This is a genomic window from Brevundimonas sp., assembly GCF_030656255.1.
Taxonomy (GTDB): Bacteria; Pseudomonadota; Alphaproteobacteria; order Caulobacterales; family Caulobacteraceae; genus Brevundimonas.
The window spans coordinates 11,656-30,590 of record NZ_JAUSOE010000120.1; the positions used below are offsets into that span (position 1 = coordinate 11,656).

Annotated in this window: 23 protein-coding genes; 3 read left to right on the top strand and 20 right to left on the bottom strand. The window is 66.2% G+C overall.

The window, feature by feature from the left end; genetic code table 11:
• Nucleotides 1–131 precede the first annotated feature (131 nt).
• The 20 genes from Q7J26_RS12455 to Q7J26_RS12550 all read right to left on the bottom strand — a co-directional run bounded on the left by Q7J26_RS12455 (nucleotide 132) and on the right by Q7J26_RS12550 (nucleotide 17,524).
• Nucleotides 132–785: a hypothetical protein gene (locus Q7J26_RS12455; protein WP_304936729.1), complete on the bottom strand. Its 654-nt coding sequence runs from the start codon at nucleotides 783–785 to the stop codon at nucleotides 132–134.
• On the bottom strand, nucleotides 785–3,883 hold the full coding sequence (locus tag Q7J26_RS12460; protein WP_304936730.1) for a class I SAM-dependent DNA methyltransferase: 3,099 nt from the start codon (nucleotides 3,881–3,883) through the stop codon (nucleotides 785–787). The genes Q7J26_RS12455 and Q7J26_RS12460 overlap by 1 nt, the downstream gene beginning before the upstream one ends.
• Nucleotides 3,880–4,356, bottom strand: a complete 477-nt coding sequence (locus tag Q7J26_RS12465) for a hypothetical protein (RefSeq protein WP_304936731.1) — start codon at nucleotides 4,354–4,356, stop codon at nucleotides 3,880–3,882. Before Q7J26_RS12465 ends, Q7J26_RS12460 begins: the two co-directional genes overlap by 4 nt.
• Before the next feature lie 272 nt (nucleotides 4,357–4,628).
• A complete protein-coding gene (locus tag Q7J26_RS12470; protein WP_304936732.1) occupies nucleotides 4,629–5,249 on the bottom strand; it encodes an LPD7 domain-containing protein in 621 nt (206 codons plus the stop codon).
• Nucleotides 5,246–7,102, bottom strand: a complete 1,857-nt coding sequence (locus Q7J26_RS12475) for a type IV secretory system conjugative DNA transfer family protein (RefSeq protein ID WP_304936733.1) — start codon at nucleotides 7,100–7,102, stop codon at nucleotides 5,246–5,248. The genes Q7J26_RS12470 and Q7J26_RS12475 overlap by 4 nt, the downstream gene beginning before the upstream one ends.
• Nucleotides 7,068–8,075 (bottom strand): P-type DNA transfer ATPase VirB11, encoded by a 1,008-nt coding sequence (virB11, locus tag Q7J26_RS12480; protein ID WP_304936734.1) that lies wholly within the window; start codon nucleotides 8,073–8,075, stop codon nucleotides 7,068–7,070. The genes Q7J26_RS12475 and virB11 overlap by 35 nt, the downstream gene beginning before the upstream one ends.
• Entirely contained in the window at nucleotides 8,075–9,232 is a 1,158-nt protein-coding gene (gene virB10, locus Q7J26_RS12485) for a type IV secretion system protein VirB10 (RefSeq protein ID WP_304936735.1), read from the bottom strand. Before virB10 ends, virB11 begins: the two co-directional genes overlap by 1 nt.
• Complete coding sequence (locus Q7J26_RS12490) at nucleotides 9,229–10,014, bottom strand: TrbG/VirB9 family P-type conjugative transfer protein (protein WP_304936736.1); 786 nt, start codon at nucleotides 10,012–10,014, stop codon at nucleotides 9,229–9,231. Before Q7J26_RS12490 ends, virB10 begins: the two co-directional genes overlap by 4 nt.
• A 38-nt stretch (nucleotides 10,015–10,052) precedes the next feature.
• Nucleotides 10,053–10,736, bottom strand: coding sequence for a virB8 family protein (locus Q7J26_RS12495; RefSeq protein ID WP_304936737.1), 684 nt, complete (start codon nucleotides 10,734–10,736; stop codon nucleotides 10,053–10,055).
• Nucleotides 10,733–10,960 (bottom strand): hypothetical protein, encoded by a 228-nt coding sequence (locus tag Q7J26_RS12500; RefSeq protein WP_304936738.1) that lies wholly within the window; start codon nucleotides 10,958–10,960, stop codon nucleotides 10,733–10,735. The genes Q7J26_RS12495 and Q7J26_RS12500 overlap by 4 nt, the downstream gene beginning before the upstream one ends.
• Nucleotides 10,960–11,883 carry a type IV secretion system protein gene (locus Q7J26_RS12505; protein WP_304936739.1) on the bottom strand — a complete coding sequence of 308 codons (924 nt, stop codon included), beginning with the start codon at nucleotides 11,881–11,883 and terminating at the stop codon, nucleotides 10,960–10,962. Before Q7J26_RS12505 ends, Q7J26_RS12500 begins: the two co-directional genes overlap by 1 nt.
• 9 nt (nucleotides 11,884–11,892) lie before the next feature.
• Entirely contained in the window at nucleotides 11,893–12,105 is a 213-nt protein-coding gene (locus tag Q7J26_RS12510; protein WP_304936740.1) for a hypothetical protein, read from the bottom strand.
• A complete protein-coding gene (locus Q7J26_RS12515) occupies nucleotides 12,102–12,806 on the bottom strand; it encodes a type IV secretion system protein (protein ID WP_304936741.1) in 705 nt (234 codons plus the stop codon). The genes Q7J26_RS12510 and Q7J26_RS12515 overlap by 4 nt, the downstream gene beginning before the upstream one ends.
• On the bottom strand, nucleotides 12,803–15,178 hold the full coding sequence (locus Q7J26_RS12520; protein ID WP_304936742.1) for a VirB4 family type IV secretion/conjugal transfer ATPase: 2,376 nt from the start codon (nucleotides 15,176–15,178) through the stop codon (nucleotides 12,803–12,805). The genes Q7J26_RS12515 and Q7J26_RS12520 overlap by 4 nt, the downstream gene beginning before the upstream one ends.
• Complete coding sequence (locus Q7J26_RS12525; protein WP_304936743.1) at nucleotides 15,171–15,506, bottom strand: type IV secretion system protein VirB3; 336 nt, start codon at nucleotides 15,504–15,506, stop codon at nucleotides 15,171–15,173. The genes Q7J26_RS12520 and Q7J26_RS12525 overlap by 8 nt, the downstream gene beginning before the upstream one ends.
• On the bottom strand, nucleotides 15,499–15,678 hold the full coding sequence (locus Q7J26_RS12530) for a hypothetical protein (RefSeq protein ID WP_304936744.1): 180 nt from the start codon (nucleotides 15,676–15,678) through the stop codon (nucleotides 15,499–15,501). Before Q7J26_RS12530 ends, Q7J26_RS12525 begins: the two co-directional genes overlap by 8 nt.
• Nucleotides 15,678–15,977: a TrbC/VirB2 family protein gene (locus tag Q7J26_RS12535; RefSeq protein ID WP_304936745.1), complete on the bottom strand. Its 300-nt coding sequence runs from the start codon at nucleotides 15,975–15,977 to the stop codon at nucleotides 15,678–15,680. Before Q7J26_RS12535 ends, Q7J26_RS12530 begins: the two co-directional genes overlap by 1 nt.
• Nucleotides 15,974–16,612 carry a lytic transglycosylase domain-containing protein gene (locus tag Q7J26_RS12540; RefSeq protein WP_304936746.1) on the bottom strand — a complete coding sequence of 213 codons (639 nt, stop codon included), beginning with the start codon at nucleotides 16,610–16,612 and terminating at the stop codon, nucleotides 15,974–15,976. Before Q7J26_RS12540 ends, Q7J26_RS12535 begins: the two co-directional genes overlap by 4 nt.
• A 76-nt stretch (nucleotides 16,613–16,688) precedes the next feature.
• Nucleotides 16,689–16,958 carry a helix-turn-helix transcriptional regulator gene (locus Q7J26_RS12545; RefSeq protein ID WP_304936747.1) on the bottom strand — a complete coding sequence of 90 codons (270 nt, stop codon included), beginning with the start codon at nucleotides 16,956–16,958 and terminating at the stop codon, nucleotides 16,689–16,691.
• A gap of 83 nt (nucleotides 16,959–17,041) precedes the next feature.
• Nucleotides 17,042–17,524: a helix-turn-helix transcriptional regulator gene (locus Q7J26_RS12550; RefSeq protein WP_304936748.1), complete on the bottom strand. Its 483-nt coding sequence runs from the start codon at nucleotides 17,522–17,524 to the stop codon at nucleotides 17,042–17,044.
• Nucleotides 17,525–17,789: 265 nt separating this feature from the next.
• On the opposite strand from Q7J26_RS12550, the gene Q7J26_RS12555 reads away from it, so the two are divergent.
• From Q7J26_RS12555 to Q7J26_RS12565, 3 genes are all read left to right on the top strand, one after another.
• A complete protein-coding gene (locus Q7J26_RS12555; protein WP_304936749.1) occupies nucleotides 17,790–18,386 on the top strand; it encodes a GntR family transcriptional regulator in 597 nt (198 codons plus the stop codon).
• Between the two features lie 88 nt (nucleotides 18,387–18,474).
• Nucleotides 18,475–18,717, top strand: coding sequence for a hypothetical protein (locus Q7J26_RS12560; RefSeq protein WP_304936750.1), 243 nt, complete (start codon nucleotides 18,475–18,477; stop codon nucleotides 18,715–18,717).
• Nucleotides 18,718–18,774: 57 nt separating this feature from the next.
• Nucleotides 18,775–18,915: a hypothetical protein gene (locus Q7J26_RS12565; RefSeq protein WP_304936751.1), complete on the top strand. Its 141-nt coding sequence runs from the start codon at nucleotides 18,775–18,777 to the stop codon at nucleotides 18,913–18,915.
• Nucleotides 18,916–18,935 lie beyond the last annotated feature (20 nt).

Consider the following 18,935-nt stretch of genomic DNA (forward strand, 5'->3'; position numbering starts at 1 on the left):
GGTGGCCGATCGCGTCAAGTTTCCCTTGATTGGCAGTCGCGGCCTTCCATGATTACGTAACTTGTACTTCATGGATAAGTACAAGGCGCGCTTAAGCGTCAAAAAAGAGCCCCGCATTCGCGCCGCTTTCGTCAGGCGTTTGGCGCGGCCGCCGATGGCTTCGAAAATAGCGCGTGACGAAGCTCGATAGACGATCCGGCTGGGCGTGTGTGCCGCGTGCGGAAGCGCTCGATCGTTTGGATCGCGGCCAGGGGCGCAGGTCCCTCCGCCAACGCGAGAGGGACATGGCCGCCGATAGCGTCGGCAATGCGCGATTGGGCGAAGGGCACATCGCCGTCGAGCACATAGCCCAGCATGCACCCCACCGGCAGTTGCTCGGCATACTGCTCGGTGAGAAAACGCATCATGCCTTGGGTGACGTACACAGTGGCCAGGGAACTCCGGCTTCCGCCGTTGATCACGTTGAGCCGCTTGCACTCATAGGCGAGGTATCGCTGTCGATCCCAGTCGAAGAGCACGGCGATGTCGATGATGCCCTTGCTGAATTTCGACCCATCGGCCGCAAGACCGAATGGTTCGAACTGATATTCGACCCAATGGCACAACCGACGCACCACGACGTCTTTGGCCAGGCGATCGACGAGATTGATGGTGATGTCATCCTCCGCTGGCTGATCGGGAAGAACCGCCATGCACGCTGGCCAAGCCGCGGCGATCCTCTCCAGGAAGCGATCATCAAATGAAACGAAGTTGTCGACCCATCCCTGCACATCGCCGATCAGCATCAATCTGCGCCCCGCTGTTGGGGCAGGGCGGCGGCTTGCTGGAGGTCGAGCGCTATTCCGTCGGCGTCGGCGAGCGCGGTGGAGCGTAGCCAGAAGCGCATTTGCATGGGCTTGATGAGGTAGAGGCAGTCGCCGAGGAAAACGCGCAGGTCCGGCATGAGCTGGAAATTGCCGTTCAGGGGCCTGTGGATGTGGGCTGCGAGTTGCTCGAGTACGTCGCTGAGCTCGCCCCCCGCATCCTCGGCATAGTCTTCATGGCCGCCCAGATGCAGACGAAGTATCGCCAGGTCGGTACCGCGCGCGACGAGGCGAGCATCGATCTTTTTGCCTTTGAACCAGTCCGCGAGGCTGGCCGCCAATGTGTGGGCGTATTGCGCTCGCTGCCGTTCGTCCGGCGCGCCCCACAGTTTCGGAAAGTGGCCTTCATGGGGCTGAAGCGCAGGCAGGATCGCCTCGACGGTATCATCGATCAGGGCGATTTCATCGGGCGACAAGCAGAAGTATTGGTACGCAAGTCGGTCGATTGTCCGAAGGATGTCCCCCTCGTCGATCTGCATCGAGAAGGGTTCCTTGGAGCGTTCGTATGCGTCGTCGACGATCGCAATCAGCTCAAGGGCGGCGTGAGCGGCCGCAGCTTGGTCGGGGACATCGTCGGGTGACGGGAACGGCAATCGCAACAGGTCCGCTTGCTTGACTTCCGGGCGATCCGAACCGAACGACGCGGTGCCATGAAAGGCGTACCAGACCGCGATGCGACTATTGAGGATCGCCGTGAGAACCTTCGCGCGGTCGCTTTGGCCGACCGGCACCACGATCGCCTGCAAGATATCCTGGAAGGTCAGCGGCTGATCGCAGTATGCGGCCCGAAGGCGGTTTTGCGACGTCTCCACCCCACGCGGAACAAGGATGCGCGAGCCATCGAACCCGGACTCGAACCCGCGGCGGCGAACCGTTGATGACGGGGCCGGCAGCAAGCCTTCCGCCGCCTGAGCCAGGCGCGAATAGGCTGCGATCGGCAGGTCAGGCAGTCGACCGACATACTCGCTGGCGAGCGGAGGCGCATCGCTTGCGCTGGCCTCATTGAAAGGCTGATAGCCTTGCCCGATGACCCATCGATCGCCCGGTTTTTCGCGACGACGGCTCAGGCTGCCGTACTCGCTGATGAAGGCTCCTAGTTTGGGAAGCCTCGCGAGGTAGGCGAAGAGTTTGGCGTCCGGCTCGCGCATCCAGAGGCGCTGCTTGAAGATGAGCGGGTTATCTAGGACCGCGCCGACCCCGAGGGCCGCCTTGTCGGCGCTGCTCAGCGTGATGACGCGCTTGATGCGCAGATTAAGGTCAGCCTTTGGCGCCCAGTAGTCGAAGCGATACGGGAAATTATCCGGATTGGCGCTGCCGTAGATGATCAGAGCGGTGGGGCGATGGGCTTTCTCGAAAAGCTGAAATCGAAGGTCTGCGAAGTTGATGACGCGGCGGACCTGGGATTTTCGGAAGAACGAATCACGGGCTTCGATCGTATTTGAGGCGTGGTTATGCAGAAACCCCATCGCCGGCAGCAGGAAAGCGATCAGGCCGCCGTCGGCGAGATGCGATAGCGCCTTCCAGCTGAATGCCCAGGCGTCCTCGCCACCTGGCATGGGATGCCCTGTCTTCTTGCTCCACTGCACGGACGAACGCGCCGGACCGCGGCGGCTGGTCCATGGCGGATTGCCGATGATGACGTCGTATCGGGCGCCATCCGGCGATACTTCGAAGAAGTCGCGGCAGACAAGGGTCTTGCCCCAGAGTTCCGGGAGGAGTTTTCCCCGGGTGATGAGTTTGCGGATGTCGCGTGGCGACACCTCCTCGAGGAGGGCGACATAGAGTGAGAACACGGCGACCCGAACCGCGCCGCCGTTCAGATCCCAGCCATGGATCTGGCTTAGCAGCGACAGCAGCGTCTTCCAGGAAATCGTCTGCGTCTTGTGCTTGGCGCGCCAATGCTCACAGAGTCGCTGGAAGGAGCGGACGAGGAAAACGCCTGAACCGCAGGCGGGGTCGAGGAAGTTTCCTGTCGTCCTTGTCGCATCCGGCAACATCTCCCACGCTTGGGAAACGACGGTGTCGGCAAGGTACATGGGCGTGTAGTAGGCGCCGTTGGCGCGGCGCTCGGCCTCGCGCTCACCCAGGAAGCGATCGTAGACGGCGCTGACGAGCTCGATCGGGATATAGCGGAAGTCATAGCCCCAGAACCGCTGCTGTCCGGAATGGGCCATTTCTTCACGGCCTGACCGGAACCGCGCCAGGATCGTCAGATGGGCGGGCGTGACTTCCGGCGCCTCGCCCGTGGCCTCGAAGGAGCACGGCGCGACGAACAGATCGCCGTTAAAATCGGCATGAAGTGTCCGGAAGAAGGACCGGAAGAGATCGACGTCGCCCGTTTCCAAGAGCGCCGAAAAACTCTCTGAACTCTTCTCGGAGACGGCGGCAAAGTAGGCGGGCGTTACGATCTTCCGGTCTTCAAGGTAGGCGATAAACATCGCCTGTATGAGCAGGGCCTGCGCCGCATCGGGAGCGAGCGCGGCCTTTTGCAGGAGGTCGTGGGACGCATTCAGATTGTCGAGGAGAACCTGATCGATGCGCTCCTTCGGGGGGAAGTACTCGCCGTAGTCCTTCCAGAGGCGTCCGGATTCCGCGCCGTAGATCAGATTCTGAAACCGCAGCGCTTCGGTCGTCAGGCTGAGGCTATCGATGAGGCAGCGGCGCTCGAAGGCCTCGCCTGGATCGCTCAACGGAGTACGGGCGAGCGAAAACGCTCTGAGCGTATCGTCAGCGATCACCAGCAACAGGCTGGCCAGGCCCTGATTCCAGAGCGCGCCGTGAAGATCGATGATCGCAGCGCGGTCGTAGTTATCAGCTTCCAGAATCGCGACAGTCGGGACGCCTTGGACGCAGAAGATCGCCGATACGCCCATTTCGGTCAGGGCGGCTCGGATAGCCGGCGCGTGCGGCACGTCGCTGACGGCCTCGGCTGACTCGTAGAGTTCAGGCGAGCGCCGATGTGTGAGCCCCAAGCGGTCTTTCCACTCCGGCGCCAATGCGGATGCCAGGGTGGTGGTCATGCGCGTTTGCTGCGCCGTTCAGGCTGCATGCCCACGGAGGTTGGGGGGAACTGCAGATGTCCCTGCACTTGATCCACTTCGGTCGCCGTGAGTGCCGCGCGCAGGCGCGCTATGATTGGCGCGCACGGTACGCAGAGGGTGGAAGCGTCCGGCGAGCGGCGATGGGCAAGGCTTGCATCGACCAGGCGGAAGTTGTCGGCTTCGATCAAGGCGACGCAGTTTTCTAGTGAGAGCCAGGATTTCCCCCCGCACTCCTTGAAGAGCTGATCGAAACGATCGCCGACCGTCCCGACGCGCACGCCGAAGTCCCGGACAAGTTCGGCGACGATTGCCATGGCTACGACGTCCCCAGGGGTGAAGCTGGGGGCATGGCCTTTGTGCAGAGCTAGGGCGGGAATGGCATCCCGCCACGTGCGGAAAGCATCCACCGAGATGGAAAGCAGTTCGCGAGTCTGGCTCTGAGTGTAGCGCATTAGGATGTCCTAAATCGGAAATTCCCTCAGATCAATGCGGGGTCGACCCCGGGTCAGTCGGCGAAATTTTCGCTTTCGGCAATTAGATCAAAACTTCAATGACCAAGGCGCTTCCCCATGGTTGCCCACTAGTGCGAGGTTAGTACTGGAACAGGATATTGACCCTAGGGCCGCTCTGCGGCCGGAGCCAACGGCTCCTGCTGGCACATTCAGACTTCAGTGGAGCAATACGACCGCGTCGAAATGGACGTGAGTTCATGGGCGGGACATTTTCAAGAACGTCGGTCGCGTGAGCCGTCTCGATCTCGCGTACGGGCGGGGTCAACCAGGTTGTGCAGACGTTGGACAGCGCGCTCCATCAGCCGCGTCCGGGCATCCGGATCTTCGATCAACCGTTTGACCACGACCGAGGCCGCGCGAAGCCGGTCCTCCACGGCTCGTTCGTCGAGGTGTCGGCTTGACGGAGATCGGGCGACGGACGGTTCGCCGGCCGCCTGACGATCCCGATCGCGCGGCCGGTAACCCTTGACTTCGACCCCAAGAGACCGCGCCTGGATCCAGGCCTCGCGACGGAACCCTTCGTCTCCGGACACCCGCACTTCGGTCCAGCCACGATGCTGCGCGATCTTCAGCATGTCGGCGACGCTGTCAGGATAGGACTGCGTCGTCGTCAGCTTGCGGCCCTCGTCCCGAAACATCGGTTCGGTGGCGCGGTGATCGCGGTAGAAGCGCGCTGGGCGACCCTGACGGTCGCGTTCGATCAGATAGCGATCCAGTATGGCTTGAGGCGCGTCGCCCCGGGTACGAGATCGAGCGCCGCCCCCCTTCGCCGGGGTCGGCGCCACCGTGTTATCGGCGGACTGTTCTGGCGCTTTGGCAGGGCTTGGGCTCATCGGTCATCGTCCCGATCAGGGGCGGGCACGATGGCGTCGATGATCTGGTCCAGCCAGTCGGCGACTTCGGTCTCGGTGGCGCCGATCTCGGGCGGCGGGCAGCCCTGTTCGGTGAAGGCCTGAACCACGGACTCATAGCTCATATCAGTATCCTCTAGCGCAGGGGGCGGTGGGACGGGGATGGCGGAGGCGAGCTCGGCCGCCACGGGCCGTCTCGGCGGGATCGGCGCCGGCCGTTGCCGGCGAGTGAAGACCCGCTCGCGGAAGAACCGGATCTTCTCGCCGCGCGCCGGCGGCATTCCGGCCTTGAGGACGATCAGGGTCCGGTCAGGAAGCTGCATCAGCTCCTGGGGCATCATCAACGCCCGGCGTTGATCGGATGACGTCGTGCTGCGCCGGCCGGAACCGAGGCCCATCGGACGGCTGCGGCTGCGGGCCTGATAGGTGTAGTAGCCAAGCCGTTCGCTCAGTTCCTGCGCCACCTTCAGCTCCTTCGGCGCGAAGGCGACCTCGATCCCGCAGTTGGTCAGGATGTCTTCGGTCACGTCGGGTCCGTAGAGGGCGCGGAGCTGCGACGGGCTCTGGATCACCGGCAGAAGGCGAAAGCCGTAGCCGGCGAGGTAGGAGAAGGCGGCGGCGAGAACGGGAGCGCGGCCGAGCCGGGCGAACTCGTCCAGCAAGACCAGCACGGGGCGATCGTCAGGGCGGGGCAGCCCGCGGCTGTTCAGGTCGACGAGTTGCTGGAAGAGCAGGCTGTAGAGCGGGGCGACACGCAGCATGTTGTCGGGCGACGTCCCCAGATAGAGCGACAGCCCACCCCGGCGCAGATCGCGCAGATCGAAATCGCTGACGGCGGTCGCCGCGTCTACGGCGGGGTTCAACCACAGCCCCATGCGGCTGGTGATCGTCTGGCGGATGGATGCGAAGGTGTTTTCGCTCGAGCTGCAGAAATCCGTCAGGGCCGAGGCGCATCCGGTGGACAGCGGCGCTCCCGCCAGCGCCCGCGCCTTGATCAGGCCCGGGAATCGCTCCCTCGGATCGCCCTGGGTGAGTTGCCGGAAGATCTCACCGAGTGAAAAGGGCAGATCGGCTGTCTCCGCGACAAAAGCCCCGACGCCGATGAAGCCGGTGCGGGCGGCTTCCGACCAGAAAGGGTCAGCGTGATCGTGGCCCGGGAAGAGCATGACGGCCATGCGCTGGAGCTCGTCCAGGACGGCGGAGGTCGAGGATCGCTCGATGTGCGCCAGCGGGTTGAAACGCGCGGTACGGCCGTCCGGGGCGAGGGGGTCGAACAGCAGCACCGTCTGACCGGCGGCGGCCCGAAACCCCGCTGTCGCGGCGTGGTTTTCGCGCTTGATGTCGAGGACCACGACCGAGCCCGGCCAGGTCAGGAGATTGGGAATGACGATCCCGACTCCCTTGCCGGTCCGTGTCGGGGCGTAGAGCATCACATGCTCCGAGCCGCCGGCGATCAGCCATGAGCGACCGCGCCGACCGAGCAGGATGCCTTCGCGCGCGGCAAGTCCGGCCGCCTTCAGATCGCGTGAGGAGGCCCAGCGCGCCGCGCCATGAAGCGGGCGGCGAACGCCCAGCGCAACCGCCGCGACGATGATGAGGGCGAGCAGCGTACTGATCAGGCCGCCGATCCTAAGCCAGCGCTGAAGGTCGGGGTCGGCGCGGTAATGCCATAGCCAGGCGGGAACACGGACGGGATCGACCTCCGGGGACAGGCGCCCGACGCCGGCCAGCGCGATCATCGCGGTCGAGGTTCCGGCCAGAAAGAGCAGGACCAGGACACCGCCGACGACGAGCGTCGTCCTAGCGGCCGGGCTGGCGTTTTCGAACCGGGTCATGCCAGACCTCCGTCACCCGGAACCGACCATCGGTCTTGCGCATCTGGACGACGATATCGACGAGCAGGTGCAGCAGGGCTCGAATGTCTTCCCGCGGCAGATCGCGACCTCCCTCCGACTCGCGGACCAACAGCGTGAGTTGCTCGAAGGCCAGGGAGGCGCTGTCGGCATGGACGGTCGTGATCGAGCCGGGGTGGCCGGAGTTGACGTTGCGCAGATAGAAGAAGGCCGTGCCGTCCCGTAGTTCCTGCAACAGGATCCGGTCGGGCCGCATCCTGAGGGCGCTTTCGAGCAGAGATTTGGCGGTGACCTGCGCGAGACCCTGGCCTTCCTTGGAATAGGTCAGGTGGACGACGTTGCGGTGGGGCACAACGAGCTCGCGCGTGTCCTCGATCGTCAGCAGCCTCTCATGGTCGGGGATGGCCTCGACCAGACCCTTGGCGAAGGTGGTCTTGCCGGAGCCGGTGGCGCCCGAGACGAGGATGTTGCGCCGTGAGACCACGGCCAGTTTGAAGAAGGCCGACCAGTCTCCCGATCTTTTGAGGGCGAGGAGTTCGGCGTCGACTGGGTCGGCAGACGCGTCATCCGCCGCGACGACCGCGTCGAACAATCCTCCGGTCGCAAAGGCGTCGAGACCGAACTGCCGGCGCGAGGGCTTGCGGATGGTGAGGGACACCGTGCCGGTCGGGGCCGCAGGCGGAAGAACGATCTGGCATCGTTCGTCGCCGGGCAGGGTCGTCGAGCAGATCGGGCGGGCGTCGCTGACATCCTGTTTGGTGAAGGCGGCGGCGGCGACGGCGAGCGTCCTGAGCCAGGCCTCGGTGAGCAGCGGCTCTTCATGCCAGCGCCACCGGCCGCCGTGTTCGATCCCGACCTCGCCGGGGCGGTTGATCACCAGTTCGGTCACGTCATCTGGCGCGAGCAGGGGTCGCAGCGGCGCGAGGTAGTGTTCCAGCACGGCGGTGTCGTCCATCACCTTGCGCTCAGCCGATAGACACCGGCGAAGTTCAGGTCCTGGGCCACGAAAATAGAGACCTCGGCGCCCTGGGGTTTGCGCAGGGTCGCGGGGATGTCGACGGAGTTCTGCAACGCGACGCCGGCCGCGTCCGACGGAACCCGCGCGGTCTCGCGCACGGCGTCGTCACGTCCGACGGCGGCGTAGAGACCGTCGTCCACCAGCGACAGCAGGAGGGCGCCGCCAAACCGGTCCCAGAAATGGGTGTCCACGCGGCCGTCGAAGCCCGCGCGCCCGAGGGCGTCGGCGGCCGGAGACGCCAGGCCCACGGTGACGCCTGCGGGCGTGACGGCGCGGGTCCACAGAACGAAGAGCCGGTTGCGGCCCTGCTGCAGACCGCCCTGGTATTCACCGAGCACCCGGGTGCCGCGCTCCATCAGCACCACGGTTCCGCTCTCCGAGTAGACATCGCGCGGCAGGATGCAGCTGACAAATCCCGGGGTCGCGCTGTCCATCGCCGTCTGGAGGAGGCAGGGGATCGAGGCGCCCGCCGTCAGCAAGAGGTTGCGATCCCCCAACTGGCCGGCGCGCGCCTCACGGATCGGCGAGGTCTGGCGCAAGCCGTCGAGCGGCGTGACGCGGGCCTGGATCGGCGCAGGGGGCCCGGGCGCAACGGCCGTAGCGGTCAGGCTGCCGGTCGGTGCGACGCCGGAGCCTTGGCGGCTATAGGCGAGGACCGGGGACCGCCTCGCCTCGTCGATCAGGGTCTGGCGCCGTTCGGCTGCCGAGGGGCCGTTCGATGAAGAGGAGGGCGAGGTCTCGAGCGCCGGCATCTGTTCGCCCGACGACGTCAGGACCGGGGCGTCCGGATCGAGAGACTGATCCGTCAGCAGGGGCGGCTCGGCGTCACGGCGTGCCGGTTCGAACGGAACGACCTGCCGGGCCGGTTCGTCCGCCGCCGCCTTCTGGTCATCCCCCTCGCCACGATCCCATGTGGCGAAGAGGAAGACCGCGCAGCCGAGGCCCAGGGCGGCCAGGGTGACGACCTTGGACCCGCGGCCGCCGAAACGGCCGGCGATGGGCGATATGCCCCGGTCGGTCGTCGGCGGCAGACCCTGGCCTTCAGCACGGGCTTCCGCCGCGGCGTCGTCCGTTGGTTCAGGCGAGGCGGTCATGGTTGGGCTCCTTGCGTCACGCTCCGATCCACCATCGGCGAGGCCGTTCCGGTCCCGGTGGCGACACCGCGCGGTTCGTAGGCTTCGTTGAAGATGCACAGCACCGAAGCGCCGCGGCGCAGCCGCAGGCCCGGAACGACCGCGTGGATGACCACGAACTCGCCGCGTACATCGAAGGGGACCAGGCTTTCCTCGCCCTCGGCGGACACAGCGAAGATCGAGGGGATGGGCTGGTTGGCCGGAAACCTCAGCACGGTGAAGCGGCCGTTGTCGGTGACCTCGCTGGGTTGCAAGTCCGACGCGCCCTGGACGCTATAGGCGAGGTTGCGGGGGCCGGAGAGGGCCGCCTGGTCGAGCGCCAGATCGATCACGCGGTCTTCGATCGCCTCGGCGGCGGCGTCGAGCGACGCCACGGTCGCGGCCTGGAGGTCGGCCGGGTAGCGGAACCGGATCTGGTAGGCGATGGAGGATCGGTCGCGAGCGTCTCGCGCCGCCAGTTCAAACGCATAATGACGCGTCGCGCCTCTGCGTTCGGTGACCACAAGCAGATTGGTCGCCTGCAGGCGTTCGCGGGGTTTGAGGAAGAGGACGGACCCCTCGGCCGCGACCTCCCAGCTGACGCTGTCACCGATCGCGACATGGCGGATGGCTTCGTCCGGACCGAACACGATCTGGGTGGCGGTGCGGAAGGCCCCGGAGATGCGGTAGACGGCGCCCGGGGCGTAGTCGACCTCGACCATCCGGGCGTCGCGGTCTTCGGTCCAGGCCGGCCCCGACGTCATCAGCGCAAGGCCTGCGGCTAGGGCGATCAACTGGGCTCTCATCGGACCACCTCCGGGTCGGCGCGGTACGAGGTCACCTGGAATCCGAGCGGATTGCGCAGGCGATCCGGCTCCGACATCGGCGCGCGCGTATAGGTGAAGGCGATGGTGGCGATCCAATCGCTCTCGACGATCTGCTGGGCCTGACGCACCGTGCGGTGGAAGCGCACATTGGCGACGCCTTCGTTGATGAAGCCAATGGCGCGGATCGCGATCACGGCCTCCGCCTCAGGTCCGTAGAGATTCTGGGGACTGGTTGGGTTGGAGCCGCGATAGAGGTCGGCCCAGCGGCGTTGCTCCGTTGCGCCCGACAGGATCGACACCAGGGCAAAGCTTTCCTCGGCGGCGGGGTCGAGATAGCCCTCCCGGGCGCGGACGTACTGGCCGAGGAAATATTTGCTGACGGCCTCGTCATAGGTGGCCGGGCCTTCGGCCGAGGACAGACCCCGCACCACATCGACCGCGCCGGTGGTCTGGTCGACCCGCACGACGAAGGGTTCGGTGGTCTTGAGCGGGGTCAGCACCACCACCGCCGCGACGGCGACGACGGTCAGGCCGGCGGCCACAGCCGCCACGGTCCAGGCCAGCCGCCGCGATCGTATGGCGGCGCTGAGCCGGTCCTGATCCCATCGCCGCGCCTCGGCGAAATAGGCCTTCAGATCGGAGGAGGGAACGCCGGTCATACGCAGCCTCCTGCGCCAGGATCGATGGGCGAAGACGCGTCGGCCGCGGGCGCGGGCGTGTGCGGCGCTGCCGGGGAGAGGATCGAGCCGTAGGGATTGGCGGGTCGACGATGGCGGCCGTCGCAGACCGGCGGATCGGCGGTCCGGAAGGTGGCGCAGGCGGACAGGGCCTGGACCGCCAGGGCGATCGACACGACGCGGGACGATGTTCGTAGGGAAAGCATCAGCTGGCTCCTGTGGGACGGATGGATCCGCCGCCGCGCGGCGGTTGACGGCTGGCCTCGAGAGGACCGCGCGCGACGGCGCTGGGGCTGGATCCCAGGGAGGCGGCGTTGGCGAAGTCAGCGAGCCCGGCGCTGGCGCCACCGGCGATGCCGGCCGCGATCGCGGGCGTCTGCAGGAAGAAGATCGCGCCAAGCAAACAGAGGGCGATGAAGATCAGGCCGCCAACCATCGGGTCGCCGCCCTCTATCGCGCCCCACTGATCCCGGACCAGCGACAGGACGAGCTGGAAGATGGTGATGATCAGGGCGAACAGGACCAGGTAGTTCACCGCCTGGGACAGCCAGCCGAAGAAGAAGCGTCGCGTCGCATCGAACAGGGCGCAGGCGATGAAGATGGGGCCAAGGGTGACCAACAAGGCCAGAGCCAGTTTGGCGACGAGAACAACGCCGAAGCCGAGCGCGCAGGCCAGGGCGCCGACGATGAAAACGACCGCGGCGACGATCCAGGGCGACGGGTCGAAGGCCGAGCCCTCGCTGCCGATCTTCTCTCCGAGATAGCCGGCGTAGGCGAGGAACTGGTCGAAGGCCGCGCCGACGTTCGGCGTCTCCGCGCCGCTGATGGCCCGCGTCAGAAGGTTCGGCAGGTCGCGAAACAGGGGCTCGGTGACGAAGTCCGAATAGGCCGGGGTGGTGGCCAGCACATAGATGAAGAGAAGTTTGATCGCCCGGATCGCGAAGTCCATGACCGGTTCGCTGATGGCTCCCCGGAAAATCGCGAAGCCGTAGAGGACGATGTAGAGAACCAGGGCGATCCGCAGCGGGCCTTCGACCTCGGCGATCACCGCGCCCAGCCGGTCGCCGAGGAAGGCGTTCAGCCGTTCGTCGAGGAAGACATAGGCCGGCTCGAAGACCCGAAACGACATGGCGACCTCCTAAAAGCCCTGCCGGTAGGCGGCTATCCGGTCGGCGCGCCGGACCTCGGCGAGACGCGCCTGGGCGGCGTCACAGCCTTGCTGGCGGGCGCCGCGGTCGCAGTCCTCGACAGTCGCCTCGAGGGCGGCGCGATCCAGGCGCGGCTCAGCTCTGGGCGCTTCCGGCTCGCCGCAACCCGCGAGCAGGCCGAGCAGGATAAGGACGGCTTTCACTGAAAAGCCTGACGGTAGGCGTCCATGCGGGCCGACCGTTCCGCGGCGATCCGCTCCCGTGCCCGCTGGTCCTCGAGACGGGCTTCGGCCGCCTGGGTCAGGGCCAGGCCCTGCAGCCGGACCTGCTCGTTCTGGATCAGGGCCTGTTCCGCCGCGAGCCGGGCGTTCAGGTCCATCACGGCCCGCGCGTTCGGCGCGGTGTCGAGCGCGCGACGGAGCGTCTCCAGGCCTTCGAGACGATCGGTCGCCGATCGGTCGAGGGCCTCCCCGATCGCCAGATCACGGGCGGTCCGCGCGCCGGACCGCTCCAGGGCGTCGGCGGCGGCGGACGGCGCGTCAGGCGTGTAGGCACGGGTCTCTCTGCGGATCGCGTCGGCCCGCTCGGCCAGTTCGCCGAGCGCCGACAGATCCCCTTCGGCGGCCGACCGGAGCGTCGCCATGTCGGGCAGGGGATTGCGAATCTCGGGGAGGCCCAGCCTTTCAGCGATGGCGTTGACGTTGGACAGGTCGTTAAGGCTGGCGAACAGTTCCTGGCCCTGCTGGACCTGCGTCTTGAGGCTGTCGAGCTGTTCGATCGCGGTCCTCGCATCCTTGACCATCTGGGCGAAGGACGTTGGGTCGTAAACAACCTGCTGAGCGTGGGCCGGGACAGCGGTCGTCGCGGCCAGCGCGACGGCGATCGAAAGGATGGAGCGTCTCATGTCAGTCTCCTCTGGGAATGGAAGGGGCCCCGCCAGTCGACGTAGTCGTCCCCGGTCTCGGCTCTCAGCCGGTCGAGAAGGGCGACGGTTTCGGATCGTCCGGACAGGACGGCCAGCGCGTCATCCAGTCCCTTGAGGTCAAGTTCCACGACCACGCTGTCGTGACCCTGTTTGACCAGGAAGCGATGCGACTCCGGCGTCAGCTCGTCCCGGATCAGTCGGAACTCCTCCTCGCTCAGGCCGAAGCCTTCGACATAGTCGCGGGCCTGGCCGTGGGCGTTCGGCAGGAAAATCTTGGTCGCGCACTGTTCGAGGATGGTGTGGGCGATCGGCGAGCGCAGCGCGTCGGCCGGGGACTGGGTGCCGAACACCATCAGGGCGTTCTGCTTGCGCCAGGTCTTCAGGCCGTCCTGGGCCAGGTCGGTGAAGGCGGCGTCGCCCAGCACCTTCCAGAACTCATCGATGTCGAGGACGAGCCGACGTCCATCCACCCGCTGGGCGATGCGGTGGAAGAGGTAGAGCATCATCGGCGTGCGGACCTCGGGGTGGTCCAGAACATCGGTCATGTCGAAGCCGGCGAAGCGGGCGTCGAGCGACAGGGCGTCGTCGTCGCCGTCCAGAGCCCAGCCGAGCGGCCCGCCCCGGATCCAGCGCTCCAGCCGCGCCCCGACGCCGCCGACGTCCGATTGACCGAGCAGGCTGCGCAGGGCCGAAAGCGACCGTCGCGCGCGCGGGAGGGCCTCAAGCGCGGCGACGGCTTCGTCGATGGCGCGCGCTTCCGGGACCGACAGGGTCTCGTTCGGTCGGGCGACCAGGGTTCGCACCAGTCGGCTGAGGAAGGCGCGATTGGCGGGTGACGGCTCCAGCGCCTTGAAGGGGGCGAACCCCGTGGGCACGCCGTTGCGCAGGGCCAGATAGGTCCCGCCGCAGGCCCGAACGAAGATCTCGGCGCCCCGGTCCTTGTCGATGAACAGCTGCTGGGCGTCGAACCGCTCCAGCTGCGCCAACATGAAGTTCTGGACGACCGTCTTGCCCGACCCGGATGGTCCGCAGATGAAGGTGTGGCCGAGATCGCCGACGTGGAAGTTGAAGTAGAAGGGGGATCCGGCTGTCGTGCGCAGCGTCGCCACCGCCGGTCCCCAGTGATTGTCGTGTGGCTTTCCGACGGGATAGGCGTGGAAAGGCGCGAGGGCGGCGAAGTTGCGGGAGGTGATCGCGGCCGGACGCGTGCGCCGCGCGAAGCCGCCCGGAAACTGGGACCAGAAGGCCGCTTCGAGGCCGAGGTCCTCGCGGGCGACGACCAGGCCGGAGTCAGCCAGATGGGCCCGCGCTTTCGAAAGGTGGTCGGCCAGGGCGGCGGGCGTGTCGCCGTAGACCAGGACGGACGCCTGGTGTTCGCCGAGCACGAACCGGTTGCTGACGAGATCGTCCAGAGCGTCCGAAAGGCCGTCGATCTGGGAAGCGGCGCGGTCACGCGCGGAGACCATCTGGTTCTGCTTGCGCTCCATCACCGATCGCCCGGCCGCCTTGGACAGGAAGGCGAAGGACTGGGTCATGACGAACCCGAAGGGCGCGCTCAGCAGCGCGTTCCACAGTCCGGGCCGGGTCGAGGCCGGATATTCCTTGATGGCGAGGACGCCGGCGTAACGGCCTGCGTCGACGTCCCGAAGCTCCAGGCTTTCGCGTCCGAAGATGACCCGCACCGTATGAACCGCGGATCCGAGATGGCCGTAGACGATCGGGACGCGTCCCGGCCGGCCGGTGAGGACGAGCCGGACCAGCTCCGTCGGTTCGGAGCACCAGATGTCTCCGTGTTGGTACAGGCCAAGACGGCGCGGCGCATAGCGGCCGAGATACTGTTCAAGATCGCGCGCGGCGTCCTCGAGCCGCTTGATCTGTTCGGGGGCGACCTCCGTGTCCTGGCGGCGGGCGGTTTGCAGGCGACGCATGAGCGCCGCAGCGCGATCGCCGGGATCACGGCCGGGATGGAGCACCAGGGTGACAAAGAGTTCGTTGACGAACAGCCGCCGGCCTCCGAGCCGTGCTTCGTAGGCCTGGCTCAGATCGCGGGCGAAGCCGGAGCGGAACCCGTCCATGACCTCGGGCTGGACCTCGCGCCGGACGATGTGGTGCCAGACCGCCAACCGGTCGTCGGCCAGGTTGCGCCAGGTCTGGTTGAGCTTGACGTGCCAGTCGTTCAGGTCGCGCGGGTCGGCGGTCTCGAACGCCGCCCCCTGAAGCTGGAAGGCGATCATCAGCGCCCCGCTGTCGAGCGTGACGATGTGGTCCGAGGCGTGGCGCGCATAGGGCAGGCCGGCCAAGGCGTCGCCCTCCCTGCGCAGGCGCGACGGCGAGAGACGGAGCTCACCCACGGATCAACTCCCTTGCGTCGTAGCGCCGGACCAAAGGAAGAGGTGTCGCCGAGCTGCCGCCCCATAGGGCGCCGTTCCTGGACCGGCCCTTGGTGTCGACGAAGACCAGCAGAAGCCGGAAGGCGTTGTGGTCCACCTTGCAGATCGCCCGGAAGACCAGATGCAGGGCCGGGGCGATCAGCAGATAGAGCAGGCTGCCGCCGACGAGAAAGGCCAGGCCGGAGATCATGACATTGACGCCCATGGCTTCCATGGGCACGCCCAGGATCATCGCCGGCCGGGTGCAGGCCAGGAACAGAGGCTCTTCGATCAGTCGTTCCTCAGCCATGGTCCGCCCCGCTCAGGACGAGGGCGGCTTTCGCCACGGCGAGACCGACCAGACCGCCGCCCAGAGCCTGGGCGTAGCGGGCGGGCGAGATCAGCCGGACGCCGAGCATCAGCGTCAGCGCCAGGCCGCCGGCGATCCCCGCGACGATCAGACAGGCGTCGGCCCGGGCCATCAGGCGCCGCCCGTGATCAGGCCGACGATCTCGGCGGCGCCGAAGACCACGACGATGCCGAGAATGACGATGGCGGCGCGCCGCAGATCGAACAGGCCAAACATCCACAGGATGCCGACGATGACGACCGCCAGAATGGCCAACAGCCTGGCCGTATTGCCGGTCAGCATGTCGACGACGTTCTGCAGCAGGCCCTCGACATTGGCGGAGGCAGCGGCGGGCTGCACCGCCATCAGGGTGGTCGCCAGGGCGATTGCGCCGACCGCGCATTGGCGGCGTCGAATGGGGGACAGGGTCACGGGTTGACGCTCCAGGTCTGGGGCTGTGAGGCGGGGGTGAACAGGACGACGGCGCTCGCGCTGGCGCGCGCGAACACGTCCCAGGCGGCGGGTGGCGCGACGGGGTCGGGCGCCACCTGGTCGGGGAGTGAGTGTAATGCGGCTTCGGTGAGCGGCGGCACGGAGACGGCCAGGCCCAGGCGGGCGGCAGAGGCTTCGACGCGCGCGACATAGCCGTTGCGAAAGCCGCGATCCGGGTGGCCGGTATTGTAGCGTGACAGGGCCACGCGCAGGGCCTGTTGGCGGTCAGAGCCGGTCGATGCGGGATCGAAGCCGGCGCGCAGCACAATCCCTGCCGCGGTGAGGTTGCGGCAGGGGTCGAAGGCGTCCTCCACCGTAAGACGCAGCCATCCGAGATTGCTCGAATTGATCTGAGCGAGACCGAGATCGATGTTGGCGCCCGAGGCGATCAGCCGGCGCGCGACCCGCACCGCTTCGTCGCGCGTCCTGGGCTGGCGCACGGCGGCGCCGCGATTGACGCCGATCGCCAGGGTGTTGAAGCGGCTTTCCGTGTGCGCGATCGCGGCCAGGGTCTGGGGGGAAACGCCGGGCGCGCACTGGGCGGAAAGGGCGAGGACGAGGGCGAGATCGAGCAAGGCAGGGCTCCGTTGAGAGCCTTCAGCAGACCGCATCGGCCGCACACGTTCGATCCGTCAGGGCGCCACCGGAGATCTACGGGGTGAAACTACGGGGCTCGGCGGCGCGGCGATCGTCTCTCACCAGAAGCGCGACGGCCTGGACCCGGGTCCTGACCCCGAGCCACCGGCATCCCAGCAGGATGTGGTCGTCGACCGTGCGGGCCGACAGGCCGAGGCGACGCGCGATCTGACGCGATGACAGCCCCTGGCCGGCCAGGCGCAGACAGTCGGCCTGGCGATCAGACAGGCCGTCGCTGGAACGCGGTGGGGCGTGATCGGAAGGGAGGGAAAACGACTGGGTCATGGACTCAAGCCAGACCCGGATCCAAGTTTGCGGCAAGACCGCAAGGTTCGGACAGGAAATCTACGGTGTGAGGCGAACCCCGATCAGTCTTCCTCGTCCTTAGACGGCGTGACCAACCGCCCGATCCGTTCATCGAGCCAGGCCTTGGCCGCGTCATCCCGTCTCACAGCCTGCATTCCGAGATCCTTCAGGGTTCGGGTGAAGGCGTTGATGATCGAGCGTGTGTCGAGCTCCATGATCGCGTCGCCGACCTCCTCGTCGAACTCCTGTGTGACGACCCGAAGCGCGAGCATCGCCTTGTTGTCGGCGCAGCGGACGGCAAACTCAGGGGAGCCCAACGCCATGCAGTCGATAATGGCGTAAGGATCGCTGTCCGTGGCCTCCGCGAAGCGGTGGATCCGCTCGAGATTGATCTTTCCCTTCCCGGCCTCGAAGTGCTCGTAGGACCGCTTGGCCATGCCCATAGCCTCGGCGACCTCGGCCGGCTTCATCCGCCGATATAGCCGGATGAGGCGCAGCGCTGACGCCAGGATTTCGTTTTGAGAGCGGGGACGATCGCTTTCCATCTGCTCGGCTGCCTCGGGTTGTGGAGGTCAACGCGATTCTCAACGCCTTACTCCCGGTGGTTGAAAAATGCGGCAGTTGAGCATCAAATGAAAGACGGGAAGCTCACGGTGTCCCAAGTCTTGCGCAAGGTGCGCAAAGAACAGGCGGTGATCGTATGAAAACTGTTGGTCGGTTCTTGGCTGCTTATAATCTGTGGATGGAGTGGGTGGCGTCGGTGGCGAACGCACGAACCAATGGCCATGCGCCACGGCCGGTCGGCCTGTAATGCGTGAGCGGGATCAGTTCGCCGTGGCCCGAACCGCCTTGGCAGGGTACGCCGCAGCCGGGCGGTTCGGTTGGGGGCATCCGCTCGTGGCCACCAGCCTGGCCACCGAACTCGGCCTCAGCCCGACGCCCGTCCGTGAGGCCCTCGCCCACCTCGCCGGTGAAGGGATAATCGAGCATCGACCGGGCCGAGGTTATTTCGCGCCGAGCCCAACGGCGGCTGATATTGCTGGCTTATACGAGCTTCACCGTCAGTTCCTTCTTTGGTCCTCGACCACGGATGTCCCGCAAGAGGTGTCGCCCATGGACCCGCCGGTAGACGAGGTCCTGCGGATCGAAAGCGTCTTTGATTGGTTTGCCGCTAGAGGCGGTAACAGCGCGGTGCTCGAAGCCTACCGCCGGATTCGTCTCCAACTTAGGCCGATCCGTCGGATCGAAGTGTTGCTGCAGGATACCGGCTTGGACAGCGTTCTGCGGATTGAACGTCTTCGGCGAGAGGGGCAGTGGGACGCTATGGAAGAGACGCTCTACAAGTATCACGAACAAAGGATCGCCCTTTCGGCGTCTCTTGAGAAAGTGATGCGACAATCAGCGTAAAGTATATTACAAATATAGTTTGAAAATACGATGTTGGCGGCCCCTCCTGTAGTGACCGGTCATTCCGGCCGGATGAAGGAGGCAAGCCATGCTGAAGACAACGATGTCGAGCCTGATCGCACTGGGCTCTGCGCGGCGTGAAACCCGCGCCATTTCCGACGGGACTCACATGGAGCTCATCGGCGGCCAATTCTACACCAAGGCCGGTGTGGGATCCGAGGTCACGCGTCTGGGCTCCGCCCGGGAAGAAACCCGGGCGGTCGAGGACGGCAAACGGGCCGAACTCGTGCCCGAGCTTCGCTACGCCACGGCGGAAGTCCGCCTCAGCTGAGCGGTCGGCGGAGCCTCCGGCGGCGCCGGGGGCTCCGCTCGCCTCAAGGAGATGATTATGAAACTTCTCGCGTCGGGACTGATCCTTTGCGGCGCCGTTCGGCAAACGACCCGTGCCTGTGATTTCGGCGATCGAACCGAGCTGATCCCGCCCTATTTTTACAACCAGCCGACCTCGCTGCATGGGACGTCCCGCTGATGAGACCAAGAGCGCGGCTA